At 69.6% G+C, this 24,250-nt stretch carries 28 protein-coding genes and 1 tRNA gene; 15 read left to right on the top strand and 14 right to left on the bottom strand.

Going from position 1 to position 24,250, the window contains the following annotated elements; genetic code table 11:
• Window positions 1-133 precede the first annotated feature (133 nt).
• Window positions 134-1,315, top strand: coding sequence for an ATP-binding protein (locus ACIBK9_RS03580; RefSeq protein WP_352318114.1), 1,182 nt, complete (start codon window positions 134-136; stop codon window positions 1,313-1,315).
• A gap of 103 nt (window positions 1,316-1,418) precedes the next feature.
• On the opposite strand, the gene ACIBK9_RS03575 is transcribed toward ACIBK9_RS03580, so the two are convergent.
• The gene (locus ACIBK9_RS03575; RefSeq protein WP_397154873.1) at window positions 1,419-2,234 is read right to left on the bottom strand and encodes a MauE/DoxX family redox-associated membrane protein; all 816 of its coding nucleotides are present in this window, start codon (window positions 2,232-2,234) and stop codon (window positions 1,419-1,421) included.
• Complete coding sequence (locus ACIBK9_RS03570) at window positions 2,231-3,178, bottom strand: hypothetical protein (protein ID WP_397154871.1); 948 nt, start codon at window positions 3,176-3,178, stop codon at window positions 2,231-2,233. The genes ACIBK9_RS03575 and ACIBK9_RS03570 overlap by 4 nt, the downstream gene beginning before the upstream one ends.
• A gap of 215 nt (window positions 3,179-3,393) precedes the next feature.
• Between ACIBK9_RS03570 and ACIBK9_RS03565 the strand changes: the two genes are divergently transcribed.
• Window positions 3,394-3,924 carry a SigE family RNA polymerase sigma factor gene (locus ACIBK9_RS03565; protein ID WP_358290809.1) on the top strand — a complete coding sequence of 177 codons (531 nt, stop codon included), beginning with the start codon at window positions 3,394-3,396 and terminating at the stop codon, window positions 3,922-3,924.
• A 14-nt stretch (window positions 3,925-3,938) separates the two neighbouring features.
• On the opposite strand, the gene ACIBK9_RS03560 is transcribed toward ACIBK9_RS03565, so the two are convergent.
• Window positions 3,939-4,430: a MarR family transcriptional regulator gene (locus ACIBK9_RS03560; protein WP_358290806.1), complete on the bottom strand. Its 492-nt coding sequence runs from the start codon at window positions 4,428-4,430 to the stop codon at window positions 3,939-3,941.
• Window positions 4,431-4,524: 94 nt separating this feature from the next.
• On the opposite strand from ACIBK9_RS03560, the gene ACIBK9_RS03555 reads away from it, so the two are divergent.
• Together ACIBK9_RS03555 and ACIBK9_RS03550 are read left to right on the top strand one after the other, a co-directional pair.
• Window positions 4,525-5,085: a YceI family protein gene (locus ACIBK9_RS03555; protein ID WP_352318104.1), complete on the top strand. Its 561-nt coding sequence runs from the start codon at window positions 4,525-4,527 to the stop codon at window positions 5,083-5,085.
• A 164-nt stretch (window positions 5,086-5,249) separates the two neighbouring features.
• Window positions 5,250-5,338 (top strand) — tRNA-Ser (locus ACIBK9_RS03550).
• A gap of 84 nt (window positions 5,339-5,422) precedes the next feature.
• Here ACIBK9_RS03550 and ACIBK9_RS03545 read toward each other — a convergent pair.
• The 3 genes from ACIBK9_RS03545 to ACIBK9_RS03535 all read right to left on the bottom strand — a co-directional run bounded on the left by ACIBK9_RS03545 (window position 5,423) and on the right by ACIBK9_RS03535 (window position 8,312).
• Complete coding sequence (locus tag ACIBK9_RS03545; RefSeq protein ID WP_397154868.1) at window positions 5,423-5,695, bottom strand: tyrosine-type recombinase/integrase; 273 nt, start codon at window positions 5,693-5,695, stop codon at window positions 5,423-5,425.
• Between the two features lie 164 nt (window positions 5,696-5,859).
• Window positions 5,860-6,834 carry a DUF4360 domain-containing protein gene (locus ACIBK9_RS03540; RefSeq protein WP_397154866.1) on the bottom strand — a complete coding sequence of 325 codons (975 nt, stop codon included), beginning with the start codon at window positions 6,832-6,834 and terminating at the stop codon, window positions 5,860-5,862.
• A gap of 1,160 nt (window positions 6,835-7,994) precedes the next feature.
• On the bottom strand, window positions 7,995-8,312 hold the full coding sequence (locus ACIBK9_RS03535) for a hypothetical protein (RefSeq protein ID WP_397154864.1): 318 nt from the start codon (window positions 8,310-8,312) through the stop codon (window positions 7,995-7,997).
• Between the two features lie 305 nt (window positions 8,313-8,617).
• Here ACIBK9_RS03535 and ACIBK9_RS03530 point away from each other — a divergent pair, with 305 nt between their 5' ends.
• On the top strand, window positions 8,618-9,130 hold the full coding sequence (locus tag ACIBK9_RS03530) for a hypothetical protein (RefSeq protein ID WP_397154862.1): 513 nt from the start codon (window positions 8,618-8,620) through the stop codon (window positions 9,128-9,130).
• A gap of 87 nt (window positions 9,131-9,217) precedes the next feature.
• Here ACIBK9_RS03530 and ACIBK9_RS03525 read toward each other — a convergent pair whose 3' ends face one another.
• The 4 genes from ACIBK9_RS03525 to ACIBK9_RS03510 all read right to left on the bottom strand — a co-directional run bounded on the left by ACIBK9_RS03525 (window position 9,218) and on the right by ACIBK9_RS03510 (window position 12,089).
• Window positions 9,218-9,778, bottom strand: coding sequence for a DoxX family protein (locus ACIBK9_RS03525; RefSeq protein ID WP_397154860.1), 561 nt, complete (start codon window positions 9,776-9,778; stop codon window positions 9,218-9,220).
• A gap of 283 nt (window positions 9,779-10,061) precedes the next feature.
• Window positions 10,062-10,430, bottom strand: a complete 369-nt coding sequence (locus ACIBK9_RS03520; RefSeq protein ID WP_387677505.1) for a VOC family protein — start codon at window positions 10,428-10,430, stop codon at window positions 10,062-10,064.
• A 2-nt stretch (window positions 10,431-10,432) separates the two neighbouring features.
• A complete protein-coding gene (locus tag ACIBK9_RS03515) occupies window positions 10,433-10,810 on the bottom strand; it encodes a VOC family protein (protein ID WP_387677508.1) in 378 nt (125 codons plus the stop codon).
• A 163-nt stretch (window positions 10,811-10,973) separates the two neighbouring features.
• The gene (locus ACIBK9_RS03510) at window positions 10,974-12,089 is read right to left on the bottom strand and encodes a S1 family peptidase (RefSeq protein WP_397154857.1); all 1,116 of its coding nucleotides are present in this window, start codon (window positions 12,087-12,089) and stop codon (window positions 10,974-10,976) included.
• 164 nt (window positions 12,090-12,253) lie between these two features.
• Between ACIBK9_RS03510 and ACIBK9_RS03505 the strand changes: the two genes are divergently transcribed.
• On the top strand, window positions 12,254-12,793 hold the full coding sequence (locus ACIBK9_RS03505) for a hypothetical protein (RefSeq protein ID WP_397154855.1): 540 nt from the start codon (window positions 12,254-12,256) through the stop codon (window positions 12,791-12,793).
• Here ACIBK9_RS03505 and ACIBK9_RS03500 read toward each other — a convergent pair.
• Together ACIBK9_RS03500 and ACIBK9_RS03495 are read right to left on the bottom strand one after the other, a co-directional pair.
• On the bottom strand, window positions 12,750-13,919 hold the full coding sequence (locus ACIBK9_RS03500) for an MFS transporter (protein ID WP_397154853.1): 1,170 nt from the start codon (window positions 13,917-13,919) through the stop codon (window positions 12,750-12,752). The genes ACIBK9_RS03505 and ACIBK9_RS03500 overlap by 44 nt on opposite strands.
• Before the next feature lie 161 nt (window positions 13,920-14,080).
• On the bottom strand, window positions 14,081-14,419 hold the full coding sequence (locus ACIBK9_RS03495) for a winged helix-turn-helix transcriptional regulator (RefSeq protein ID WP_397154851.1): 339 nt from the start codon (window positions 14,417-14,419) through the stop codon (window positions 14,081-14,083).
• Between the two features lie 78 nt (window positions 14,420-14,497).
• On the opposite strand from ACIBK9_RS03495, the gene ACIBK9_RS03490 reads away from it, so the two are divergent.
• Window positions 14,498-15,076: an NADPH-dependent FMN reductase gene (locus ACIBK9_RS03490; protein ID WP_397154849.1), complete on the top strand. Its 579-nt coding sequence runs from the start codon at window positions 14,498-14,500 to the stop codon at window positions 15,074-15,076.
• A gap of 15 nt (window positions 15,077-15,091) precedes the next feature.
• Window positions 15,092-16,372 carry a TIGR04013 family B12-binding domain/radical SAM domain-containing protein gene (locus ACIBK9_RS03485; RefSeq protein WP_397154847.1) on the top strand — a complete coding sequence of 427 codons (1,281 nt, stop codon included), beginning with the start codon at window positions 15,092-15,094 and terminating at the stop codon, window positions 16,370-16,372.
• 120 nt (window positions 16,373-16,492) lie between these two features.
• On the opposite strand, the gene ACIBK9_RS03480 is transcribed toward ACIBK9_RS03485, so the two are convergent.
• Together ACIBK9_RS03480 and ACIBK9_RS03475 are read right to left on the bottom strand one after the other, a co-directional pair.
• The gene (locus ACIBK9_RS03480) at window positions 16,493-16,723 is read right to left on the bottom strand and encodes a hypothetical protein (RefSeq protein WP_352318077.1); all 231 of its coding nucleotides are present in this window, start codon (window positions 16,721-16,723) and stop codon (window positions 16,493-16,495) included.
• 44 nt (window positions 16,724-16,767) lie between these two features.
• The gene (locus ACIBK9_RS03475; RefSeq protein ID WP_358290701.1) at window positions 16,768-17,277 is read right to left on the bottom strand and encodes a VOC family protein; all 510 of its coding nucleotides are present in this window, start codon (window positions 17,275-17,277) and stop codon (window positions 16,768-16,770) included.
• Between the two features lie 63 nt (window positions 17,278-17,340).
• On the opposite strand from ACIBK9_RS03475, the gene ACIBK9_RS03470 reads away from it, so the two are divergent.
• The 7 genes from ACIBK9_RS03470 to ACIBK9_RS03440 all read left to right on the top strand — a co-directional run bounded on the left by ACIBK9_RS03470 (window position 17,341) and on the right by ACIBK9_RS03440 (window position 24,249).
• Window positions 17,341-17,790, top strand: a complete 450-nt coding sequence (locus tag ACIBK9_RS03470) for a MarR family winged helix-turn-helix transcriptional regulator (protein WP_397154845.1) — start codon at window positions 17,341-17,343, stop codon at window positions 17,788-17,790.
• Between the two features lie 165 nt (window positions 17,791-17,955).
• Window positions 17,956-18,144, top strand: a complete 189-nt coding sequence (locus tag ACIBK9_RS03465; protein WP_397154843.1) for a hypothetical protein — start codon at window positions 17,956-17,958, stop codon at window positions 18,142-18,144.
• An 84-nt stretch (window positions 18,145-18,228) separates the two neighbouring features.
• Window positions 18,229-19,734 carry a xylulokinase gene (locus tag ACIBK9_RS03460; RefSeq protein WP_397154841.1) on the top strand — a complete coding sequence of 502 codons (1,506 nt, stop codon included), beginning with the start codon at window positions 18,229-18,231 and terminating at the stop codon, window positions 19,732-19,734.
• A gap of 178 nt (window positions 19,735-19,912) precedes the next feature.
• Window positions 19,913-20,722 carry a hypothetical protein gene (locus tag ACIBK9_RS03455; protein ID WP_397154839.1) on the top strand — a complete coding sequence of 270 codons (810 nt, stop codon included), beginning with the start codon at window positions 19,913-19,915 and terminating at the stop codon, window positions 20,720-20,722.
• Between the two features lie 181 nt (window positions 20,723-20,903).
• Complete coding sequence (locus ACIBK9_RS03450; RefSeq protein WP_397154837.1) at window positions 20,904-21,587, top strand: DUF998 domain-containing protein; 684 nt, start codon at window positions 20,904-20,906, stop codon at window positions 21,585-21,587.
• Window positions 21,588-21,643: 56 nt separating this feature from the next.
• Window positions 21,644-23,878, top strand: a complete 2,235-nt coding sequence (locus ACIBK9_RS03445) for a nitrate- and nitrite sensing domain-containing protein (RefSeq protein WP_397154835.1) — start codon at window positions 21,644-21,646, stop codon at window positions 23,876-23,878.
• Complete coding sequence (locus ACIBK9_RS03440) at window positions 23,875-24,249, top strand: DUF742 domain-containing protein (RefSeq protein ID WP_358290686.1); 375 nt, start codon at window positions 23,875-23,877, stop codon at window positions 24,247-24,249. Before ACIBK9_RS03445 ends, ACIBK9_RS03440 begins: the two co-directional genes overlap by 4 nt.
• The last annotated feature ends 1 nt before the right edge of the window (window position 24,250 follow it).

Genomic DNA, 24,250 nt, shown 5'->3' with positions numbered 1-24,250 from the left:
GAACAAGGGTTCGGCCTGGTGAGAGGGGGTGTGTCCGATGACGATGCTCGCCACAGCTCCCGCTCGGACACGCCGTAGCACTTTCTTCCCAAATCTAAGACGGCCGCTATATCCGGCAATAAAGTCCGAGAGCGTGGACCCTGTGCGCAATCCCTACGCCCCCGGCGCCGGGCAGCGTCCGCCGGAGCTGGCCGGGCGCGACCGTGAGCTGCAGCAGTTCGAAGTGGTGCTGGAGCGGGTCGCCCGAGGCCGCCCCGAGCGCAGCATGGTCGTCACCGGCCTGCGCGGCGTCGGCAAGACCGTCCTGCTCAACACGTTCAAGTCCATGGCCATGCAGCGGCTGTGGGGCACGGGCAAGATCGAGGCCCGGCCCGACCAGTCGATCCGGCGTCCTGTGGCGGCCGCCCTGCACATGGCCATCCGCGAGCTGGCGCCGCGCCACCGCGCGCCCGAGCGCATCGAGGAGTTCCTCGGCGTGCTGAAGGCGTTCGCGATGCGCGACCCGTCCGCGGCCAAGGGCACCTCCCACTGGTCGCCCGGCATCGAGGTGCCCGCCAGCCGCGGGCGCGCCGACTCGGGCGACCTGGAGATCGACCTCACCGAGCTGTTCGTCGACGCCGCCGGCGTGGCGACCGACCTCGGCGTGGGCATCGCGCTGTTCATCGACGAGATGCAGGACGTGCAGTCCGCCGACGTCTCCGCGCTCTGCGCCGCCTGCCACGAGCTGTCCCAGTCGGGCGGGCCGCTGATCGTGGTGGGCGCCGGGCTGCCGCACCTGCCGAGCGTGCTGTCGGCCAGCAAGAGCTATTCCGAACGGCTCTTCCGCTACGCGCGCATCGACAAGCTCGACCGTGAGGCCGCCGACCTGGCGCTGATCCTGCCCGCGCGGGAGGAGAAGGTCGAGTTCACCCAAGAGGCCCTCGACGCGCTCTACGAGGCCGCCGACGGCTATCCCTACTTCGTCCAGGCGTACGGCAAGGTCGCCTGGGACCTCGCGCTGCGCAGCCCGATCACCCTCGACGACGTCAAGGTGTCCGCGCCCGAGGCCGAGGAGGAGCTCGCCGTGGGCTTCTTCGGCAGCCGCTACGAGCGGGCCACCCCCGCCGAGCGCGACTACATGCACGCCATGGCCCAGATCGGCGACGAGCCGGTCGCCACCGCCGACGTGGCCGACGCCCTTGGGCGGAAGCCGTCCAGCCTCTCGCCCGCCCGCGACAGTCTGATCAAGAAAGGGCTCATCTACAGCGCCGAACGCGGTCTGATCGCGTTCACGGTGCCGCACTTCGGAAGGTTCCTGCGGGCTCAACCCATTTGAGCGCCGCCCCTAGACCTCTATTGGGCTGTCTAGTGGGGAAGCTAGACAGCCCAATAGAGCTGTATCGCCATGCCCGGATAGAGAAATCTAGGGCTCTCTAGCGTCATGCCGATACTGACGTATATTCCGGCAGAGAGTCGCTGTCGTCGCTGCTCACGACCGCCACGCGCACCGCCGGACGCCGTCCGCTCAGGTAGACCGCGAAGACCACGTCGTCGTGGTCGTGGCCGGTGAAGACGAAGAAGCGCCAGCACAGCTCGCGCCAGCTGTCGTACGGCTCGGGCGAGGTCAGCGCCTCCCGGTACGCCCGCCACGGGCCGCTGGACCTGAGCCTGGAGAGCATCACCTGCTCGGCGGGGCCGGGGCGCTGCTCGCAGGGGGCGCGGTACCGTACCCGATCGATCAGCTCCTCGATCTCGGGGGAGAGCAGCGCGATCACCGCCACCCCCGCGGCCGTGAACCAGGTCGGATGGGTCATCGCCGCCCAGCCCGACGCCGGCGCGGCCACCGACAACGCCGACATCCCGGTCAGCACGACCGTCCGGCCGATCGAGCGCATGCCGACCGGCGCCGAGCTGACCTCGCCGAAGCAGCCGCAGCCCGCGTCCGGACGTCGCCTGCGCAGCTCGATCAGCACGTACGTGGACAGAGCGAAGAAGCAGACCGTCCCCCACCTGAAGATCGGCGCGGTGGTGGCCAGCAGCCCGACGGCGAGCACCAGCTCGCCCGCCGCGCAGACCAGCAGCGAGGGCGCCTGCATCCGGCCGGGCATGAGCACGGCCGGGCCCAGCCTGGACAGGGCGCCCGGCTCCCCGCCCCCGCGGACCGTGACCACCTTCGCGCCGGTGCCCATGACCAGCAGCACGATCAGGATCGGCAGCTGCGATTCCAGCACGCCCGTCTCCAGCACGTCCGTCACCCCAATCCGATCTGAGCGTTGAAGCAGCCTTTGATCAACTCGCCGCCCAGCTCGACGAACGAGGCCGGCGACAGCTCGGCGACCCGGCCGCGCGGCGAGGTCTCGCACTCGACGCAGCGGTCGCAGAACCGCCCGGCCAGGCATCCGCAGGCGACCACCGGCAGGTTGGCCGTGCGGCCGGCGCAGGTGTTGCTGATCTGCAGCAGCGAGCCGATGGCGAGGTAGGGCAGGCCGGCGCAGGAGAGCCCGGCGTCGGGGCAGCCGGTGTCCACGCGTTCCAGCATCGGGTACGCCGCGCCGCGCTCCTCCTCGTCGAACGTGTCGGACCAGGTGGCGGTGCCGGAGATGCGCGCCTGCGCCCCGGCGTAGGCCGGCGGCGGAGCCGGGACGCTGCCCGACCGGTGGGCGGGCTGCGAGGTCGCCGGCAACAGCGCCAGGGCGGAGCCGTCGCGCCTGATCCCGATCGCGTCGAACAGGTAACCCGGCTCGAACTTCGGATGCCGCACCTGCAGCCGTCCGGTGGCCGGGTAGGGGATGACGATCGTGCGGGGGCCGCGGTGGGGGCCGCAGTCGAGCTCGACCGTCAGCTCCCCGCGCCCCTCGATCGAGACGATCGTGCCGGTGAGGCGGGTGATGTCGGCCCAGATCCGCTCGACCACGCGGCCTTCGCGCAACGTGCGCATGAGCACCATGGAGCCCACCGGGAGGTCCGCGGGCGCGATCTCCGCGCCGTGCCAGGCCGTGGCCCAGGGGGCGATCACCAGCCGCTCCTCGGTGCCTTCTGGGGTCTCGATGGCGATGAGATGCGGGCTCACGTCAAGGATCTCGCCGGTGACGGCGCATAAAGGCGCGCCGTCGGCCGGGTCGGGGCCGGCGATGCCCGGGGCGCGGCCCAGCGCGGCGGCCGCGAGCAGTCTGCGGCGCTCGACGTTCGGATAGCCCATCCGCCCTCCCTCGTCAGGTACTAGGTTCACATGACTCCGGAGCGGCTCGTGCCGCGGCGAACAGATGGGAGCAAAATACGCATCCCCGGGGAAGGTAGCTGACACCCGCCTTCGAACAATCTGCCACCGACCTTGACTGACCTTTGTCTTCGTCGGGCCGAAACCTGAATTGTGGCTCAGTCGCAAAAGGGCATCAGGCTGCGATTCTGGCCACGATGCAGACCACCGGATGGGAAGAGGAGTTCCGCGAGTACGTCATGGCCCGCGGTCCCGCGCTGCTGCGCGCCGCCCGTCAGCTCACCGGGCATCCGCTGGACGCGGAGGACCTGTTGCAGAGCGCCCTGGCCAAGACGTACCTGGCGTGGGGCAAGATCGAGGACCGGGGGGCGCTGGACGGGTACGTCCGCCGGGCGATGGTCAACATCAACATCTCGCAGTGGCGGCGGCGCAAGCTGGAGGAGTACCCCTCGGACGATCTGCCCGAGGTGGCCACGGCGGACCCGCCGGCCTGCGGGGAGGTGCACGAGCTGCTGGAACAGGCGCTGGAGGGGCTGCCCGAACGGATGCGGGCCGCGATCGTGCTGCGGTACTACGAGGACATGACCGAGCCGGAGATCGCCAGGACGCTCGGGATCAGCGTCGGCACGGTCAAGAGCACGGTGTCACGGGCGATGGGCAAGCTCAGGAGCGCCTTGGGGATCCCCTCGGACGCGGGAGGGCCGGGGGTTCCGGAGACGTCCTCGTAGGAGCGCTCCAAGGATCAGTTGAGCGAGGGGGTGGTCTCCTCGGCGCCGGCGGTCGCGCAGGGGCGTACGACGTCTCTGATCTTGCGGAGCGTCTGCAGGAACGCGGCGAGCTCGTCCTGGCTCAGGAGGCCGGTGAAGGTGTCCTCGATGTCCTGAAGGTGCTGGGGGAGGACGCTCGCCAGCCGGTCGCGCCCCTCGTCCGTGAGCGCGGCGTAGGAGGCCCTGCGGTCGGTGGCGCACGCCTGCCTGGTCACCAGGCCCTCGCGTTCGAGCCGGTCGACGACCCTGGTCACGCCGCTGGTGGACAGGCCCGTCTGGGCGGCCAGGTCGGTCATCCGCAGCGCCTGCCGCGGTGATCGGGCCAGGCGGATGACGGTCTCGAAGTCGATGCCCGACAGCCCGGCCGCGCTGAAGACGGGCTGCATCCGGGCCGTCAGACCTGCGTGAACCTCGGCGAGCAGGCCCATCGCCGTCAGCCTGGGGTCATCGATGTGCTTCACGTCCATACCTTAACCGACGTTAGTTGACTTGCGGAATATTCCTCGTGTAGACATTTGTTGCCGCAGACATCCGCACAGCAACGTTCCCAAGGAGAACCCGATGAGCACCCGCACCTGGGAGTCCCTGACCATCCCCGCCGCCGGCACGTACAACCTCGACGTGGCCCACACCCGCATCGGGTTCGTGGTCAAGCACATGATGGTGAGCAAGGTCCGCGGCCGCTTCGGCGACTTCAGCGGCACCGTGACGATCGCGGAGAACCCGCTGGAGTCCACGGCCGAGCTGACGATCAAGACCGCCAGCATCGACACCGGCGTCGGCGACCGCGACGGCCACCTGCGCAGCGACGACTTCCTCGCCGTGGACAAGTTCCCCGAGATCACCTTCCGCAGCACCCGCGTGGTCGGCCACTCCGGCGACGAGTTCACCGTCGTCGGCGACCTGACCATCCGCGACGTCACCAAGGAGGTCGAGCTCACGGTCGAGTACGGCGGCGCCGGCACCAACCCCTGGGGCAACTCGGTCTGGGGCTTCTCCATCAACACCGAGTTCGACCGCGAGGAGTTCGGCCTGACCTGGAACCAGACCCTGGAGGCCGGCGGTGTGCTCGTGGGCAAGAAGGTCAAGATCGAGATCGAGGGCGAGGCGAACCCCGCCTGAGCTGGGTTGTCCACACCCCGGAAGCCCGCCCTGACATGGGGCGGGCTTCATCCACAGGTGGTTACCCACAGGCTGTTGATAACTCTTGGTGAAGGCACGACGCGCAACCGCTTTGCCGCCTCGGCAGAAGGCCGGTACGCTGTGCTGAGCCGCGATGGCTTCCAGGAGGATTCGCCTAGTCAGGTCTATGGCGCCGCACTGCTAATGCGGTTTGGTGGCAACACCATCCGGGGTTCAAATCCCCGATCCTCCGCAGGTGAAAGGCCCTCTCCCCGAATCCGGGGGGAGGGCCTTTCGATCTTCCTGGGCCTCATAGTTGCAGTCCTAGTTGCAACGGCTATCCCCAGAGAGCCGAGGCGAGCCGTTCCCCGGCATCGCGCATCAGCGGTGTGGATACGTGCGTGTAGCGCTCGGTCGTCGTCACGCGGGTGTGGCCGAGGACCTGTTGAACGACGCGGATGTTCACACCGTGCTCGATGAGGAGCGTCGCGGCGGTGTGGCGAGCGTCGTGAATCCGGACTTCTCGGACGCCAGCCTGCTGAAGGATGGGCTTCCAGATCTTCCAGTCCTCGGTGCGCTCGATGGGAGAGCCGTGCTTGGTCGCGAACACCAGGCCGCCGACGGTGCGCTTGGGGCACTTGTCCGCATGGCCGGCGCAGTCAATGAGGCGGGGCCCGCTTGTAGCGGGCATGGCCTGATTCGGTGCAGCCCGGCTTGCAGGTCGGCTGATGTCTGTGGATCGTGCATCTCTTGTGGCGGGAGCGTCGACCTGACTCAGCAGGAGGTGGTCGTCTCAGCTACGCAGGAATCGGTGCCCGGCCCGCCGTTGGCGGTGTCGATGCCCGGCCCACCCAGGATCCGGTCGTTGCCGGCTTCGCCGTCGAGGGTGTCGTTGCCGTCGTCGCCACTGATCTCGTCGTCGCCGTTGCCGCCGAAGACGGTGTCGTTGCCGGAACCGGCGGAGATCCGGTCGTTGCCCGCGAAGGAGAGGATGACGTCGTCGCCGCCCAACGCGGCGATGCGGTCGGCGAACGGTGACCCGCAGATGACATCGGCGCCCGCGGTGCCGACGATGGTCTGCCCCGAGGTGGCGGTGCGCCGGTCGATGGTGCAGCTCGGTCCGTTTTGGAGCGTCCCGTCGACACTGCTGGTGTTGAAGTAGCCGCTGCCGGTCCCTGCGGGGTTGTTGGTGAGGACCAGGCCCGTTGCCACGTTCAGCGCGCGGGTTGCGCCCTGCGCCGCCGCCACGTCGTCGTGAAGCAAGATCCGGTCGGAGAAGAGGTACGAGTCGTCGTGCGGCCCCGAGATCTGCGAGCGAACCGACTGAGCCGGGACGGGAGCACCGCTGAAGTTGTAGCTTGCGCTCTGCGTCGCGCTCATCCCCGCTTGGTCCATGAGCGCGTAGCCCTGGTAGGAGAACTTGGCGGTGGAAAGCGAGGACCCCGACGGCGTATGCACGTTCAGCGAGAGCGTGCATTCCTTGTCCGAAGCATCACTACCAGGTTCGATGAGCGTCTCGTATGAGCTGAATGTAACCGTGAACGCCTTCCCGTCGGGGCTGATCGCCGCCTCCCATGTCCCAGGCGGGCACCCGTTTCCGTTCGCACTGACGCTTGAGATGTACGCCTCGGCCGGGTTGGGGGCAGAGGATGCCGCGACCGCGGGCGTCATGACCGCTGCGGTGAGGACGGTGGCGGCGAGTGTATGTGCGGCCAGCCTGGGGAGGGTGTTGCGCATGATGAATGGCATGGGTCATTCCTTTCCGTGGTGAGCATTCCTGGCGAGAACGTTGGATAATTTCCTGAGGCTCGTTGACCTGCGTCGGATCGAGCTCGTGAATGGCGCCGCGGTGGCGCGGATGCCGGAGCTGTTTTTTGTGTATCCGCTCACACCGCTGCGATAGCGCGACAAGGGAGATACCCCAGCGTCAAGCATGAAAGACGTACGCAGCTTTTATGGGCGGGCAAACAATCAGCAATGAGCGAAAGAGGGTGCGTCCTTGATGTCCGAATATCGCCATTAAAATGGATATTATTCTGACGTGTAGCTCCCGAAAATTCCGATTCGCGCAGATATGCCATGATTTAGAGAATCCGGCCCATCGTGCGACGGCGGGCCGGGGGCAACAAGCACAGCAGCAACCGCGCCATATTCGGGCGACCCCGAGCGGTCGTCAATGACCCCCTGCGAGCAGTGCGAACAACCTGTAGCGATCTCGCTGCCGAGATTTCATGGCTCGGAGGGGAGACGGTATCCCACTGCTCGGCTTCGTCTCCCGTCGACGCACAAGTTCGTGCTCGTTGGGAGCCGCTTTGGCTTGCCGAGAGTCGTCGTCGCACCCGGAGAATGTTTGAGAAGCCGTCTCCTTGAGTCGAGCAGCGAGCACGCGTGTCGACTCGGTAGGTCGGCGATGAGCGATGGCTACATTGATGTCCGCCACTCCACGCTTGGTGATCAGGTGGCGGTGGGGCTGGTCCAGTTGCAGTTCTAGTTGTAATCCCGTCTCGTATATAGCCCGTCCAGGAAGACCGACGCGGCCAGGTGGTCCAGGTGGAACCAATAGGGATACGCAAGACTCGATCTGCTGATGCGGTTTGGTGGCAACACCGTCCGGGGTTCAAATCCCCGATCCTCCGCAGCTGAAAGGCCCTTCTCCGATCTTCGGGGAGGGCCTTTGTCGGTCTCTGCGGGCTTGTGGGTTGCACTTGGCCTGTCAGCCCCGGAGGGGCGAGCCCGTGCGGTCGCCGGCGTCCTTCCACAACCTCCGGTTCCAGGACCGCCGACTCGGCAGCGCCGCCATTGCCGACAAGATGCACGCCCACAGCTTGCCTGCCTGCTTGCCGGAACAGCGTCGTTGGCCTGGCAGGTCTGGCTGGCCGTGACGATGTTGTGCCACTTCTTGCACGCCCTCAGGCGGTTGGGCGCCGCCGCTGCTGCCACCATGGCCGATCGGGCGATGCGAGCGGATCCGGCGACGTTCGGGCGAGAAAGCTTCTGTCGATGGGGAGTACGAGGCTGTAGAGATGTGGTCGCGTCCAACGGGGCAGCGCCATGAGCACCTGTTCCAGTTCCTCGCGCGGATCGTCCTCGCGACAGCCCAGGCATGGGCAGGTAGGTAGGAGCCGGATGGAGGTGCCGGGGATCACTTGCCGTGTCCAGGCCAGCAGCGCCGCGGCCACATGACCTGGGCTCAGCCGGGTGTGCTCCAGTGCGATCACCGCAGCCATGGGGCGCGGTCCGAGGCCGGGAACCTGATGAATCGAAGGTCTGTGGGTTACGCACATGAATCCTCGGGTGCGAACCGCTGACGGGCGCCTACGGGGCATGGCCCTTTCTGCGCGAAGTCATGAGCGTGATGATCGCATGCCTTCGGCGTTACCTCCAGGTCGCGATTGCCCGAGCGAACCACGTCTCCGGCGGTGGCACGTCAGCGCCGGGACTGCTGCTGGCGGTTCGGGCGTCTTTCGTACATACGTACGATCCCCTAATCTGTCGCGAGCATGGAAGCCGGGCGATCGAACGAGAGGGACGCATGGGGGTCTTCTACGACTATTACCGGGCGGCGAACAGGCAGGTCGCTGCGGAGAAGCCTGATGACCCACGTGCAGTTGGGAAGCCCATCCAGGGTGGGGGCACGTTCGACGCCGTGGAAGCCAAGTGGATCGACCCCTGCGTGATTCTTGGCCGGCTCATAGCCCTTGCCAGAGACGTTCCGTACAGCTTGGACCTGGTGCGGACGGTCACCGTCTATCCGCCGCCCGAGGGCGCTCCGGCGACGATGGAGGAGTGGGAGGCCCTGCCCGACGACTCGCCTTACAAGGACGGACCGGGAATCGAAGAGCTCCCTGCGGACGTCCGCGACACGTTGGCCGGCGTCCCGGACGGCAGGTTGGACGAACTCGTCGAGCAATGGGAGCAGATCGAGGAGTTCGCCTTCGTCCCACCGGGCGATGGATACCTGCTGGAGATCCTTACCGGGCTGCGAGGCCTTGCTCAACGGGCGCAGGAGGAAGAGCAGATGATCTATTGCTGGATCGGCATCTAGTCTCCGCCGGCGCCGGGGTTCGAGCCCATGGCATCGTGTTCTCAGCGGCTGCCGTGCGGGCACGGCCCGGGCGTGCCGGGGCGGTGTTCAGAACTGGACGTTGGTCATCGTGTACCAGGTCGGGGCGAACGTCAGCAGGACCAGGGCGACCAGGACGGCGAGCGCGCCGAGTGCGCGCGGGGTGGTGAGGGGCGCGGGGGAGATGGGGCGCTGCTTCCATCGTCCGGCCGTGAGGAAGGCCGCGACGCCGCCCAGGAGGAGGTTGGCGGGAACCAGTTCGTACTCGCCGCGCAGGATGTGGAAACCGGCCGCGAGGATCATCGTCAGCGTCAGGCCGGCGGCGGCGAGCGGCGTCAGCATCGGCTTGACCTTCGTCATCGCCGGCAGGATCAGGCCGATGCCGCCGAGCACCTCGACGATCCCGATGAAGACGATCAGGGACTGCGGCACCGCCGCGTACCAGGCCACCGCCCGGGGTGCTGTCGCGAAGAGGGCGTCGTCGTACAGCAGCACCTTGCCGAAGCCGCTGCCGGCGAAGAAGAAGCCCCAGAGCGCTTGGAGCGACCAGAGTGCGCCGTTGAGGGTGAACCTCATTCTGCGCGTCCTGGGCTGCTGCTCGATGTCCGTGATGCTGACGTGGTGGCTCATGTCCTGTCACTGCCTTTTCTCATCGGATTCGCGGGGAACTCGCCGGCGCTTCGTGCCTTCGTCAGTACGTGGTGAGCGGTGCGTGCTGACGGGGCTTATCCGAGCACGGAAGCGAGGTCGTGCGCATCGTCCGTGGGACAGGGTGGGACATGGGGGAGGCGGTTTACCTGTGGAAACGTGACTCATGCCGTGACCGCGGGATGGGACGGTCCCAGGTGGGGCGGGCGCCGCAGGGTGGGGAAGGTGTTCCTGCGGCGCCGAACCGCGGCCCGGCTTCTGGGCGTCAGTCCTGGAGGACCGAGAGGACGTTTCCCGCCGGGTCGGTGAACCAGGCGATCAGGGGGCCGCCGCCGCGGAAGATGCCCTTCTCGTCGGTCTTCAGCTGGTCGTAGCGCTGGAAGTGCACGCCGCGGGCCGCCAGGGCGTCGACGGCCTGCTCGATGTCCTCGACCGGGAAGTTGAGGATGGTGAAGGTCGCGGGGACGTGGTCGGGTTTGGGGTAGACCAGAATGTCGGTGCCGCCGGCGATGTGCAGGGTGAGCAGGCCGTTCGACTCCGACACCGCCAGCCCCAGGGTGTCGCCGTAGAACGCCTTCGCGGCGGCCAGATCGTTGACGGAGAATCCGCTGAACGCCTTCGTCTTGCCGAACATCGTCACATCGCCTTCCGGTGGTCCTCGCTGAGCTGGATGATCTGGACGTAGTTGCCGTCGGGGTCGATCGCCGTGGCGAACAGGCTGCCCTCGCGGTCTTCCAGCTCGGCCAGCCAGGACACGCCCGCCTCCTCCATCCGGGCGACGATCGCGCGCGCGTCGGGGACGTCGAAGTTGAGTATCACCCGTCCGGGCTCGGGATTCTTGTCCGCCACGTCGGCCCTGGTGTCGATGATCAGGTGAAAGTCGCCGAACGTGAGCACGCCGTAATGGGTGACGTCGGTGTCGGACTCGGGGTCGAGCACGGTGGCGTACCAGGCGCGTAGTCGGGCCGGGTCGGTGCTGGCCAGGAGCAGGCTGTTCAGGTTGGGGCGCGTCATCGGTGCCTCCCGGTGGTCGGTGTGGCGGAGGGGATCCGCTTTCGGGAGGGCAGACTCGGCCGGGCGCGGGAACTCATCGGTGGCGCGCGAACGAATTTCGCGAAGGCGCCGGGTGGCCCTGTGGAAGCGAAGGCGCCGGGTGGCCCTGTGGAGGAGGGCGGGGTCAGGCGGTGCGGAGGGTCAGGCCGTACGCGCTCAGGATCTCGTTGACGGGCTGGAAGTACGTCGTGCCGCCCGTGCTGCAGTTGCCGGAGCCGCCCACGGTCACGCCCTGGGCCTGGCCGCCCGAGATGAACGGTCCGCCGGAGTCGCCGGGCTCGGCGCACACGTTGGTGCGGGTCAGGCCGTACACCGTGCCCTGGGCGTAGGTGACGGTGGCGTTGTGCTGCTGGACGGTGCCGCAGTGCCAGCCGGTGGTCGGGCCCCCGCGGCAGACGGACGCCCCCACCGTCGCCTGGACGGAGCCGCGTACGGTCACCAGCGTCCCGCCGGGACCGCGGACGTACGGCTGCGCGGTGTACCCGGGGGTGGCGACCCACGCGTAGTCGTTGCCCGGGAAGGACGAGCCCTGGAAGGTGCCAGCCGGTGACTTGACCAGGTCGCCGGTGTGCCCGCAGTGTCCCGCGGTGACGAAGCCCGGAATGCTGCCCTTGGTGACCGAGAAGCCGATCGTGCAGCGCATCGAGCCGACGTAGAAGGGGTCGCCGCCGATGATGTCGGCGTACGTGCGGGGCAGCTCGGCGGACGGCGCCACCACGACGGCCGCACTGCGCGCCGCCGCCGCCAGGGCCGCGGCCGGTGAGGACCCGGACGGGGAGGACCCGGACGGGGAGGACCCGGACGGGGAGGGGACCTGGAGGACGACCCGGTTCGCGCGGAGGTCGGCGTACCAGAGGGCGGGGCCCGTCCGGATGCGGCGGGCGGCCCGGTCCAGGCGGCGGACGACGGCGTCCAGCTCCGACAGCGAATGCCGCACGACGACGGGACGCGCCCCCCGGCCCGAGATCGCGGCGGTCCGATCGGGGTCGGTGGTGGCGACGACGAGGGCGGAGGCGTCCTCGGTCAGCCACGATCCGCCGTAGGAGTCGCCCAGCGAAGTGGCCAGTTCGGCCTCCAGGGCGGCGGCATGCCGCTCGCTCGCCAGCCGGGTGACCACCGCGGGCACCGAGAGGCCGAGGTCGCGCGAGAGCGCCTCGATCACGGGGTCGGACGCCGCGTGGGCGGGGGTGGCCAGGCAGGCGGCCACCAGGGTGATGCCTGCCACTGCACAGCGAAACATGCCGCCGCTCCTCGATGGGGGGTTCTGTCACGGTAACGGCTGACAGACAAATGAGGAGATACCAAATATTTCCTATTAAGGCGATATGCCCGTCCTTCCGGCCACCGGCCACAAATGGAGATTTTTCGTCCTAAAGTTGTAACTGGTGGTATGTCGGTATCGTATTGGGCCTGGAGGTGTTCCCTATGGGTAATGGTGTTCGTCATTTCGCCGGGGCCGCGGTGGGGGTCGCCGCGATCCCGTTGATCGCGGCCGGTCTCCTGTACGGACCCCGCGCGACCACGTCCGTCCCCGACTGGACGGCGACGGCGGCGCTGGCGGGGACCGCGGTCCTCATCGCAATCCTGGCCGGTTCCCGGATTTCTCCGGTCGCCTCGCTGCTGCCCGGCCTGGCTTTCACGGCCCTGGCCGGGGCGACGGTCGTGCGGGCCGCCACGGGAGGCGACCGGAGAATGGGATTCGACCTGGTGCCCGCCGATTATCTGGACGCGTACGCGGCATTGCTGAATACCTGGTCGTTGGTGGTCGGCGGCATTCTGCTGACCGCTTCGCTGTTCCCGTCCCGCTGGCGGGCGCGCCGGGGCGGGACGCCGGCTCCGGAGAAGGAGGGGGAGGAGCCGCCGCCGCTGCCCAAGCGCGTCCCGTTCGCGTCGAAGAGGATCACATCGGCGCGACCCGCTCCCGGGCCAGCCACAGGGCGATGACCACGTACGGCAGGACCAGGAGGGCGAACGTCGTGCCGTGGGACAGGAACGGCGATCCCGCGCCGTAGGCCGTGTAGACGGCCAGGGTGACCACGTTCGTGCCGAGCCCGGCCACCGACGTCACGGTGGCCCGCTGATCGCCCGAGACGCGTTCCTGCAGCCGCGTGTCGGCCACCACGCCGGCCATCTGGAACGCCCCGAAGGCGCCGGCGACCAGCACGAACCCGGCCGGATGCGGAACCAGCGCGCCCGCCGCCATGGCCAGCGCGGCCAGCCCCAGGACCAGCGCGAACGACCGCTCGCTCAGGCGGCGGGCGGGCCCCGCCAGCAGGCCGCCCGCCGCCGCCCCGACCCAGACGGCCAGGACGAGCAGCGGAACGGCCGTCCTGGGCGCGCCGGTCGCGGCGGCCAGGAAGGGCACGTACTCCTCCAGAGCGCCCCAGATCGCCGTCACGACGGAGATCAGGACGATCGCTTCGAGCACGTTCCGATCGGTACGGGCCTCGGCCACACCGGCCCGCAGAACCGCGAGATACCGCCCGTCCGAATCAGTGGACGTCTCAGTGGACGCCGCTCGGACAGGACGCCGCTCGGGCAGGGTCAGCGCGGTGGCGGCGCACAACAGGCAGGCCGCCACGCTGGCCGCCCCCACCGCCGGATATCCGCCGGCCGCGAAGACGGGCGTGGCGAGGGCGATCGCCGACGCGGCGGCGGCGATGCCGATCGAGTGGGCCCGGCCCATGACGGCGGCGTACCGGCTCTGGAGGCCCCGGCGTTCGAGCTCCTCGTACGCGAGCGCCTCGAAGGCGCCCGAGACGAGCGCGCCCTCGGCCCCCCACAACACGAAGCCCAGCGCGAAGGCCCAGTAGGACGGGAACAGCACCCACAGCCCGAAGCCGACGCCGGCCAGCAGCGGGCCCAGGAACAACAACAGCCTGCGGGACACCGCGTCGGCCCAGGCGCCGGAGGGGATCTCCAGCACCATGCCGGTCACGGACCAGATGACGAACAGCGAGGACGTCTCGGCCACCGAGAGCCCGGAATCGGTGAACAACAGCGTGTACACCGGGTAGAGCAGGACGAACTCGCCGAGGAACGTGTAGACGTAAAGCTTGGGGACGAACATGCGGCCCTCTCGGAAGGGGCGGACAGGGACTCCGTCTGGTGCTCGGCACCTCGGAGGCCCGCGCGCGCTCCTGCCGCGTCGGCCGCTGGTGGTTCATCAATGTCGCCAGTGCATGCCCGGAGTCTAACCCCGGCCCGCCTCCCCGCGCTCGCCCGTACGCGCTAGGCGGATCTGGCCGGCTCCTCGGGCCGCGGGATCCACTTGTGCGCCCAGGTGACCAGCTCGTCGAGCACCGGGCGCAGCTCCTGGCCCATCTCCGTCAGGTGGTATTCGACCCGCACCGGTGACGTGGCCAGCACCCGCCGCTCGACGAGCCCGGCCGTCTCCAGCTCGCGCAGCCGGCGGGCCAGCATCGTGTCGTTGATGCCCGGGATGGCCGCCCTGAGGTCGGCGTAACGATGGGCGCCCTTGAAGATCATGTGGATCAGGGCTCCCGACCACCGGGCGCCGATCAGTTCGAGGGCGACGTGGAACCGGACGCAGACGGAATGGGGGCTCACGGGGCAGATCCTAACATTTGCTAAGAAATGTTTAGTTACTCAATAATGTTGAGGTATCAACTACCTGAGGAGGAACCCATGGACAAGCCAGTCCTGCAGATCATCGTCGCCAGCACCCGTCCCGGCCGTGCCGGGCGCGAGGTCGCCGAGTGGTTCAAGAGCCGGGCCGTCGCCGCCGGCCAGTTCGACGTCGAGCTGGTCGACCTCGCCGAGGTGGGCCTGCCGTTCCTCGACGAGCCGAACCACCCCAAGCTCAAGCAGTACGTGAACGCCCACACCAAGGAGTGGAGCGCCACCGTCGAGCGGGGCGACGCCTTCGTGTTCGTGACCCCCGAGTACAACCACAGCTTCACGGCCGTGCTGAAGAACGCCCTGGACTACCTGCACCACGAGTGGCAGCACAAGGCAGCGGGGTTCGTCAGCTACGGCGGGATCTCCGGCGGCACCCGGGCGGTGAACGGCCTGCGCCAGGTCGTCAGCACGCTGAAGATGATCCCCGTGGTCGAGGCCGTCAACATCCCCTTCTACCAGCAGTTCATCGCCGAGGACGGCACCGTGGCGCCCAACGACATCATGATCGCCGCCGCCGACGCCATGCTCGCCGAGCTGGCCAAGCTCACCGGCGCGCTGCGTCCCATGCGGCTGGCCTCCGCCTGAGCTACGCTGCCGGTCGTGGCGCTGGCAGTGGATGTGGTGGTCCGTTACCGCAAGGCCGTGACGTACGGCGTGCACGCGGTGCTCGCCGCCCTGGAGACCTCGGGCGTGGAGCACCGGCAGCTGCTGGGCGTCACCCCGGAGGAGACGGCGGCCCACATCGCGGCGAGCCGGGCCGACCGGGTGCTCGTGCTCTGGTCGTTCTACTCCCCGGACGCCGAGGCCATGGCCGCCGAGCTGGCCGCCGTCAGGTCGCTCAGCGACGGCCGGGGGCTGCACATCGCCGGCGGCGTGCACGCCACCGCCGAGCCGCAGCAGGTCCTCGACGCCGGCTGGGACCTGGCCGCGATCGGCGAGGGCGAGTCCACGATCATCGCCCTGGTCGAGGCGCTGCGGCGGGACGAGCCGCTGACGACCGTGCCGGGCCTCGCGGTCAAGGACGCCGACGGCGTCGCGCTCAGGACGCGTCCGGCCCCGCAGCTCCCGCTCGACGCGTTCCCGTCGTTCCTGGGGCGTAAGGGGCCGATCGAGATCACCCGGGGCTGCCGGTACACCTGCCGGTTCTGCCAGACGCCGTTCATGTTCGGCGGCCAGTTCCGCCACCGGTCGGTGGCCAGTGTGCGCGAGCACGTCAAGGGCATGGTCGAGCAGGGGCTGCGGGACGTGCGGTTCATCACGCCGACCTCGCTCTCCTACGGCTCGCCGGGTCCCGACCCCGATCTCGGCGCGGTGGAGGAGCTGCTGGCCGGGGTCAAGGAGGAGCTGCCGCCGCACGGCCGGGTGTTCTTCGGCAGCTTTCCCTCGGAGGTGCGGCCCGAGCACGTCACGCCGGAGGCCATGCGGCTGCTCAAGCGGTACGTCGCCAACGACAACCTGATCATCGGCGCCCAGTCGGGGTCCGACCGGGTGCTGGCCGCCTCTGGCCGGGGGCACGGCACCTCGCCCGTGCGCGACGCCGTCCGGATCGCCGTCGAGCACGGCTTCAGGCCGAACGTCGACTTCATCTTCGGCATGCCGGGGGAGTCGGAGGAGGACCAGCGCCAGTCGCTCGTGCTGGCCGGCGACCTGGCCGAGCTGGGCGCCCGCATCCACACGCACACGTTCATGCCGCTGCCCGGCACGCCCTGGCGGGACGCCGAGCCCGCGTTCATCCCGCTCGCGACCATGCGGGAGCTCGACCGGCTGGCCCAGCGCGGCGACGCGTACGGCCACTGGCGCCGGCAGGCCGAGCACTCGGCCCGGCTGGCCGAGACGGCCAAGGCCTACCCCCGCCGCACCCGCCGTCGCCGAACGGACTGAGGGGCCGCGAAACGCCACGCCACGCCGACGCCGACGCCGACGGAGGCGGAGACGGCAAGCCGAGCACGCGCGGGACAACCCGACTGCGTCCACCCGGCACGCGCGGCGGCGGCGGGTCGGTCAGTCGTCGTCGGTGAGTCGTTCGAGTGCGCGGTTGATGGAGTCGCCGAGCGGCCGCAGAACCTCGGAGAGCGCCTCGGCCAGCGGCCTGAGGATCTCCGTCGCCTCGTCCAGCAGGTCGGGCGACTTGTGCTCGGGAGGCGCCCAGCGCATGGCGTCCGCGCTGAGCGTCTCCCATTCGTCCACGACGCCGTCGATGGCGTCGAGGACGTGATCCGGATCGTTTGGCATGACCCTCTCCGGAACAAATCGGTCGGATACCTGCCACGGTACCTTCAGGCCGGGATCGACACCCCTACCCCGCCCCGGGTCTGCGCGCCGTACCGCTCCTTGTCGGCGGCCAGGTCGAGCGGGCGGATGGCGGACCGGGCGGCCAGGGTCTCCTCCGTGATCAGCGCGGCGGGCACGAGCCAGGAGACCTCGAACTCCAGCCCGTCGGGGTCCTTGGCGTACAGCGCCTTGGTCGTCCCGTGGTCGGAGGCGCCGACGAGGGAGCCGAGCTCGCTCAGGGTGACCGCGATGCGCTCCAGCTCGTCGAGTGTGTCCACCTCCCACGCCAGGTGGTAGAGCCCGACGGCGGTGCGTCCGGCGGGCGAGGAGCCGGCGCCCGCGCCGATCTCGAACAGCCCGAGGTCGTGGTCGTTGCTGGAGCCGGGGGCCTGGAGGAACGCGGCGCCGCGCATGCCCATGACCACCTCGAATCCGAGCGCCTCCCGGTAGAAGGCCACGCTGCGCTCCACGTCACGGACGTAGAGGACCGCGTGGTTGAGCCTGTGGACCGGCATGGTCGTCCCCTTTCACCTGTTTCTCCCGGCCAGAGTATATGAGAGTTCAACTAAAATGAGAGGGTGACTCGATGGCTGGATCCGGACGAGCAGCAGACCTGGCGTGACTTCCTGGCCGCCGGTCAGCTCATCAACGAGGCGCTGGACCGGCAGCTCCAGCGCGAGGCGGGCATGCCGCACACGTACTACATGATCCTGGTGGCCCTGTCGGAGGCGCCGGACCGGTCGATGCGCATGAGCGAGCTGGCCGCCAGGGCCCAGAGCTCCCAGAGCCGCCTGTCGCATGCCGTCGCCCGCCTGGAGGAGCGCGGCTGGGTGCGCCGTGAGCGCTGCCCGGCCGACGGCAGGGGCAACATCGCCGTCCTGACGGACGAGGGGTTCGCCACACTGGCCGCCACCGCTCCCGGTCACGTGGAGGAGGTGCGCAGGAGCCTGTTCGACGTCCTCACCCGCGAGCAGGTCCGCGAGCTCGGCGCGATCTGCTCCGCCGTGCGTGGTGCGCTGGAACGGTGAAGCGCCCGGCTGTGCGGGGCGCGCTGGAACAGTAGAACGCCCGGCTGTGCGGGGTGCGCTGGAACGGTGGAACGCCCGGCTGTGCGGGACACGCTGGAGCGGTAGCGAGCGAACTGTCATGGCCAGGCCGTAGCCTCTCCCGGTAGCCGAACGAGGGGATTGCCGATGCACCACACCGAAGAGGCACTGTTCCGGACGGTCCACGGCATCGCCGGGCTGATGGCGGGCCAGCCCGTGCCCGTCGTCATGGAGGCGTTGCTGCGCCACCTGCCCAAGGCCCCAGGTCTCGAGGTGACGGAGATTCGCAAGATCGCGGAGGAGATCAGCGTCGGCCGCGACCCCTCGGGGTTGTAAATCACCCGAATTGCCCCTGAACGTCGCTCCCGAGCGGGGATACCATCTCAACCATCTCGCGCGGGACACGCATAAGGAGTTCGGGTGACGCTGGTCGCTGGGGTCGATTCCTCCACGCAGAGCTGCAAGGTCGTCATTCGCGAGGCCGAGACGGGCGCGCTGGTCAGGCAGGGCCGCGCCGCCCATCCGGCCAGCACCGAGATCCACCCCTCCCACTGGTGGACCGCGCTGCTGCGGGCCGTCGAGGAGGCCGGTGGCCTCGCCGACGTCGCCGCCATCAGCGTGGCCGGGCAGCAGCACGGCATGGTCTGCCTCGACGAGGCGGGCGAGGTCGTGCGCGACGCCCTGCTCTGGAACGACACCCGCTCCGCCCGGGCCGCCGCCGACCTGGTGGCGGAGCTGGGCGGGCCGGGAGCCTGGGCCGACGCGGTCGGCTCGGTGCCCGTCGCCGCGTTCACCGTGGCCAAGCTGCGGTGGCTGGCCGAGCACGAGCCGGACAACGCCCGCCGCACGGCGGCGGTCTGCCTGCCGCACGACTGGCTGACCTGGCGCCTGGCGGGCGCGCTCGCCCTGGGCGACGGCTCCGGGCGGGGCGGCTTCGGTTCGGGCAACGGCCCCAGTCGGGGCGGCGGCTCGGGTCCTCGGGGCGGCTCCGGCTCGGGGTTCGATCTCGCGGCCTGGCACGACGCGCCCCCGCCGCCGCTCGACCTGCTCACCACCGACCGGGGCGACGCCTCGGGCACCGGCTACTGGTCCCCGGCGACCGGCGCCTACCGCACCGACCTGCTCAAGGCCGCCTTCGGCGCCGTCCCGCTGCTGCCCCGGGTGCTGGGGCCCGCCGACCGCGCGGGCGACCCGGCGTCGTCCGGGCCGCTGCTCGCGCCGGGCACCGGCGACAACATGGCGGCCGCACTCGGCGTCGGGGCCGGGCCGGGCGACGTGGTGGTCTCGCTCGGCACGTCCGGGACGGTGTTCGCGGTCGCGGAGACGCCCAGCGCCGACCCCACCGGCGCGGTCGCCGGGTTCGCCGACGCCACCGGGCGTTTCCTGCCGCTGGTGTGCACGCTGAACGCCGCCCGGGTCCTCGACGCCGCCGCCGGGCTGGCCGGGGTCGGCCTCGACGAGCTGAGCGACCTCGCGCTCCGGGTCCCGGCGGGGGCCGGCGGCCTGACGCTGGTGCCGTACCTGGAGGGGGAGCGCACCCCCAACCGGCCCACCGCGACCGGCTCGGTGCTCGGGCTCACGCTGGCCACCTCGACCCCGGCCCACCTGGCCCGCGCGGCCGTCGAGGGCATGTTGTGCGGCCTCGCCGACGCCCTCGACGCGCTCGGCACCCGCCCGGAGCGGGTGCTGCTGATCGGCGGCGCGGCCCGCTCGGAGGCCGTACGCCGCGTCGCGCCGACCGTCTTCGGCGTGCCGATCGCGGTGCCGCCGCCCGGCGAGTACGTCGCCGACGGCGCCGCCCGCCAGGCCGCCGGCCTCCTCACGACCCCCGACTGGCGGACCGAGGACACCGAGACCTACGACGCCCCGGCCGTCCCGGAGATCCGCGCCCGCTACGCCAGGGCCACGTCCCACGTGCTCGACTGAGGGCTCTTGTTATTGGGCGAAAAAAGCCTCGCGGTGGACAAGTCATTAGAAATCCGATGCGTGTCGGAGTTGCTGGTCGCGGACGTGCGAAGCGATGCTGCGATCAGCGAGATACCTGGAACCACGGGTGTCCTTCCTGCGAGAAACGGAGAGATCCGTGGCCCTCACTCTCAATGCCGTGACCATCGACGCCGCGGACGATATCAACGGCGTCTTCCGATACGACGGCTCCGGCACTTCCTGGACCAAGATCAGAGGACCGGTCACCGTCAATGGGCCTTTCGGCGGCGGGTGGGGAACCCTCGTCGAGGGCGCCGGCGACGAGACGGGCACCGCGTTCGGCTACAGCGGCACCCCTTTCGACTGGTTCTCCGTCGGCGAGATCGGAGCGACCTACGCCGTCTCCGACAACACCGTCTACAAGACGCCTCGGGACGGCAGCCGGATACTCCAGTTCGACGGCTTCGAGGGCGACACGCCGCTGTGGAGCAAGGTCGGAGACTCCGGCTTCCTGGCGGTCGGTGGGTTCAGCGTCGTGGCCCAGATGCCCGACTTCCAGGGTGACACCTTCCTCTACAGCGGCAATCCGAACGACTGGGAACGCATCGGCCCCAAAGGCGGCGCATACGCGATCGCGGATACGGTTTACCGTACGGACCCGCTCAACAACACGGTGTTCAGATACACCGGCTCCGGAACCGCCTGGGACAACCTCGGCGCCCCTCCCCGAGGTGTCCTGCAAATCTTCGCCGGAGGTTTCGGGCTGTTCGCCACCGCCGCCGACTTCAGTGGCGTATATCAATTCCAGGACGCAGCCGGAAACTGGCAGCGCATCGGGGAGCACAGTGCGTCCTGCGCGGTCACGGACGACACCGTTTTCCGAGTGGCTCGGGACATGAGCGTATTTCAATACGATGGATTCGATGATTCCTGGACGCCCGTCGGCCGTCCCGATCGCGTGCTCCGCCTGTTCGTCGCCTCCGACTGAGGGACACCGTCCACCCGGGGGGCAGGGGAGGGGGACTCAGGGGTCGACTCAGGGACGGCTCGGGGGTGCCACCGGATGTGCCGGCACGCCTGTGGGCGCGAGAGTTGGGCACATGACCGCAGTGCCGAACAGCAGAGTGAGAGTCGCGAGAGCGCCCTGGAGCGTGAGTCTGAGGGCCCTCATGACCCCGACGAGGCTCTACCCCCTGATCGCCTGTGCATCGATCGTGTTCTCGGTGGTCGCGATCCTGGTCGGCCACTTCGGGCCCGACCCCTACCTCGACCCCATGAACGTGACCATCAGCGAGTACGCCGTGACCGACCGCGGGGGCGTCACGGAGGTCGCGATGGCGGTGCTCGGGCTCGGGTCGCTCGCGCTGCTGACCGCGCTGCGGAGAATGGGGGCGCCGGTCCGGGGGCTGCCGGAGAAGTTGCTCATGGTGTGGTCGGCGGCGCTGGTCGTGGTGGCGGTCATCCCGACCGTCCCTCTCGGTCTCGATCTCGACGTCGCGGCCCAGGTTCACCGGTATGTGTCGATCGCGGCGTTCGTGAGCCTGCCGGCCGCCGGGGCGCTGCTGGTGCCCAGGCTGACCGCGGACGTCCACTGGAAGCCCGTCGCGCGGGCCGTGGAGTGGGTGGCGCTGGCGGGCGGGTTCGGGCTGCTGGCGATCACGTACGTGGCCCTGCCGGGGGAGCGGGTCATGATCGGCCTGGTCGAGCGGCTGCTGCTGGGCGCCGAGGTGTCGTTGCTCGGCCTGCTGGCGGCGTGGGCGCTGTGGCTGACGTGGTCGCCGGCCCGCGCCCCGAAGCGCCCAGTAGACGCAAATTTCCCGACATATCACAGATTTATCGCTAGTCGATCTTAATCTCGTCCGTTTCGATGCTATTCTCTCCCGCGATCTTCTATGCGGGAGCAGGTGTCATGGCATCGGGCAGATCCATCCGATTCAAGATCTCGACGCTGCTCGTCATCCCCTTGATCTCCCTGATCGCGCTCTGGGGCTTCGCCGCGAGCACGACCACGGGTGAGGCGCTGAACCTCTTCAAGATCGATGCGATCTGGTCGAGTGTGATCAACAACGCCGATGGCCTGGTCTCCAGCCTCCAGACCGAACGCCTGGCCTCCGCCGAACGCCTCGCGGGCACGGCGACCGAGCAGGCGGCCCTGTCCAAGGCCCGCGCCAAGGTGGACGCCAGCAGGAAGACCCTGCGCGAGCAGGGCCTGTCGGAGGACGCCCAGTCGGCGATGACCGACGACATGAGGAAGCAGTTCCAGGTCGTCCTGGACACCGTCGACCGGCTGCCGGAGGTCCGGCGCAAGGTCGACGAGCGCAGGATCACCCCCGGCAACCTGGTCACCGAGTACGCCAAGGTCTCCGACGAGGTCCACCTGCTGTACTCCAGGCTGACCGTCAGCACCGACCTCGAACTGTCCCTCCAGGCCCACGGCCTGATTGCGGCCGACGAGGTGCGCGAGCTGCTCAGCCGCGAGAACGCCCTGGTCGTCGCCTCCAACGGCCGCCCCTCGATGCACGACGTGCACCTGCTGGCCGGCATCGACGGCACCCGCACGTTCCTGTTCCCCAAGGCGCTGGCCAACCTCGACACCGAGCTGCGGGCGCCGTTCGAGAAGCTGTTCTACTCCTCCAGGTACATCACCATGGAGAGCCTCCTGCGGAGCTTCGTCGCCGGCCAGCCGGCCGACATGGATCTCTGGCGCGGCATCGCCGACCAGGTGCTCAAGGAGTACAGCGAGGCCGTCTGGGACACCGGGGACAAGCTGCTGGGCCGGATGCAGCCGGCCGGCGTGGTCATCGTGGTCAGGGCCGCGATCGCGGGCGCGCTGGGGCTCATCGCGGTGGCCTTCTCGATCTTCATCTCCGTCCGGGTGGGCCGCAGGATCACCAGGGAGCTGGCCACCCTCCGCCGTACGGCGCTGGACCTGGCCGAGGTCAGGCTGCCCGACGTGGTGACGAAGCTGCGTACCGGCGAGCGGGTGGACATCGACGCCGAGGCGCCGCCCATCAAGGTCGGCGACAACGCCACCAGCGAGGTCGCCGACCTCGCCGCAGCCTTCGACAGCGTGCAGAGCACCGCCGTGGACGCCGCCGTCGAGCAGGCCAGGCTGCGCGAGGGCGTGTCCGAGGCGCTGCGGAACCTGGCCAGGCGCAGCCAGTCGCTGCTCCAGCGCCAGCTCAGGATGCTGGACGAGATGCAGCACCAGACCGAGGAGCCCGAGGCCCTGGAGCGCCTGTTCCGGCTCGACCACCTGACCACCCGCATGCGCCGCCACGCCGAGGGCCTGGTGCTGCTCTCGGGCGGCACGGCGGGCCGCAGGTGGCGCGGCGTCATCCCGGTCGAGGACGTGCTGAGCGGCGCCGCCGCCCAGGTCGAGGAGTACACCCGGGTCCGGGTCTACCCGATGCCCGAGTGCGGCGTGTCCGGCTCGGCCGTGGCCGACCTCATGCACCTGTTCGCCGAGCTGATCGAGAACGCGACGTCGTTCTCCTCGCCCGCCAACGAGGTCTCGGTGCGCGGCGAGATGGTCGGCAGGGGCTTCGCGGTCGAGATCGAGGACCGCGGCCTCGGCATGGACGAGGAGACCCGCAAGTCCATCAACGACCGGCTGGCCAGCCCGCCCGAGTTCGACCCCGCGCAGACCGAGCGGCTGGGGTTCGCGGTGGTCGGCATGCTGGCCGCCCGGCACGGCATCAAGGTGACGCTGAAGCTGTCCCCGTACGGCGGCACGACCGCCATCGTGCTCGTGCCGGGATCGCTGGTCGAGCCCATGGCGACGCCGGTGCGGCCGATGGAGTTCGAGCCCGTGTCCGTCTCCGTCCTCCGGTCCGAGCGGCCGGTCGACGCGGGGGAGGCGACCGGGCCGGGCGAGCTGCCGCGCCGGGTGCGCACGAGCAAGCGCGCGGGGCCCGCGCCGGGCGAGGGACAGGACCTGCCCCGCCGCGACCGGCAGACGGGCCTGCCGCAGCGGCAGCGGCTCAGGCAGGCGCCCCTGGCCGCGCCGACGCCATCGGCGCCCGTGGCGCCCGTGGCCGACGAGCGTTCTCCTGAGGAGACCAGGGCGCTGCTCTCCTCACTCCAGTCCGGATGGCAGCGGGGGCGGCAGGAAAGCGACCAGGATGGGGGTTCCCGAGCGTGAGCGGCGAGCACGAGTGGGTTGACGAGGAGGCCGGGCCCGTCGTCCGGCCGTACGCCGTGGCGCGGGGGCGCACCAGGCCCTCGTCCCCGGCCCTCGATCTGCTGGCGACCGTCGTCTCGACGGGACGGCCCGCGCCGGCCAAGGCCGAGCTGAGCGGCCAGCACCGGCGGCTGATGAGCTGCCTGTCCGGTCACTCCAGGCCCGTCGCCGAGGTCGCCTCGGAGCTCGGGCTGCCCGTGGGCGTGATCCGGGTGCTGCTCGGCGACCTGCTGGAGTACGACCTGATCGACGTGCGCCCGCCGCGCGACAAGACCGCCACCCCGACGGAGAGCCTGCTCCGCGAGGTGATCAACGGGCTGCGCGCGCTCTAGC

Origin of the sequence: Nonomuraea sp. NPDC050227 (assembly GCF_044459705.1) — a bacterium.
In the GTDB taxonomy this organism is placed as follows: Bacteria; Actinomycetota; Actinomycetes; order Streptosporangiales; family Streptosporangiaceae; genus Nonomuraea.
This window is presented reverse-complemented; position numbering and strand designations above follow the sequence as displayed.

What these genes read in the sequence shown, in the direction of transcription:
- ACIBK9_RS03570 (WP_397154871.1), bottom strand. Translation starts at nt 3,178, where the DNA reads ATGGGCTATCCGAACGTCGAGCGCCGCAGACTGCTCGCGGCCGCCGCG.
- ACIBK9_RS03565 (WP_358290809.1), top strand. Translation starts at nt 3,394, where the DNA reads ATGCAGACCACCGGATGGGAAGAGGAGTTCCGCGAGTACGTCATGGCC.
- ACIBK9_RS03560 (WP_358290806.1), bottom strand. Translation starts at nt 4,430, where the DNA reads ATGGACGTGAAGCACATCGATGACCCCAGGCTGACGGCGATGGGCCTG.
- ACIBK9_RS03555 (WP_352318104.1), top strand. Translation starts at nt 4,525, where the DNA reads ATGAGCACCCGCACCTGGGAGTCCCTGACCATCCCCGCCGCCGGCACG.
- ACIBK9_RS03540 (WP_397154866.1), bottom strand. Translation starts at nt 6,834, where the DNA reads ATGCCATTCATCATGCGCAACACCCTCCCCAGGCTGGCCGCACATACA.
- ACIBK9_RS03535 (WP_397154864.1), bottom strand. Translation starts at nt 8,312, where the DNA reads ATGGCTGCGGTGATCGCACTGGAGCACACCCGGCTGAGCCCAGGTCAT.
- ACIBK9_RS03530 (WP_397154862.1), top strand. Translation starts at nt 8,618, where the DNA reads ATGGGGGTCTTCTACGACTATTACCGGGCGGCGAACAGGCAGGTCGCT.
- ACIBK9_RS03525 (WP_397154860.1), bottom strand. Translation starts at nt 9,778, where the DNA reads ATGAGCCACCACGTCAGCATCACGGACATCGAGCAGCAGCCCAGGACG.
- ACIBK9_RS03520 (WP_387677505.1), bottom strand. Translation starts at nt 10,430, where the DNA reads ATGTTCGGCAAGACGAAGGCGTTCAGCGGATTCTCCGTCAACGATCTG.
- ACIBK9_RS03515 (WP_387677508.1), bottom strand. Translation starts at nt 10,810, where the DNA reads ATGACGCGCCCCAACCTGAACAGCCTGCTCCTGGCCAGCACCGACCCG.
- ACIBK9_RS03510 (WP_397154857.1), bottom strand. Translation starts at nt 12,089, where the DNA reads ATGTTTCGCTGTGCAGTGGCAGGCATCACCCTGGTGGCCGCCTGCCTG.
- ACIBK9_RS03500 (WP_397154853.1), bottom strand. Translation starts at nt 13,919, where the DNA reads ATGTTCGTCCCCAAGCTTTACGTCTACACGTTCCTCGGCGAGTTCGTC.
- ACIBK9_RS03490 (WP_397154849.1), top strand. Translation starts at nt 14,498, where the DNA reads ATGGACAAGCCAGTCCTGCAGATCATCGTCGCCAGCACCCGTCCCGGC.
- ACIBK9_RS03480 (WP_352318077.1), bottom strand. Translation starts at nt 16,723, where the DNA reads ATGCCAAACGATCCGGATCACGTCCTCGACGCCATCGACGGCGTCGTG.
- ACIBK9_RS03475 (WP_358290701.1), bottom strand. Translation starts at nt 17,277, where the DNA reads ATGCCGGTCCACAGGCTCAACCACGCGGTCCTCTACGTCCGTGACGTG.
- ACIBK9_RS03465 (WP_397154843.1), top strand. Translation starts at nt 17,956, where the DNA reads ATGCACCACACCGAAGAGGCACTGTTCCGGACGGTCCACGGCATCGCC.
- ACIBK9_RS03450 (WP_397154837.1), top strand. Translation starts at nt 20,904, where the DNA reads ATGACCCCGACGAGGCTCTACCCCCTGATCGCCTGTGCATCGATCGTG.
- ACIBK9_RS03445 (WP_397154835.1), top strand. Translation starts at nt 21,644, where the DNA reads ATGGCATCGGGCAGATCCATCCGATTCAAGATCTCGACGCTGCTCGTC.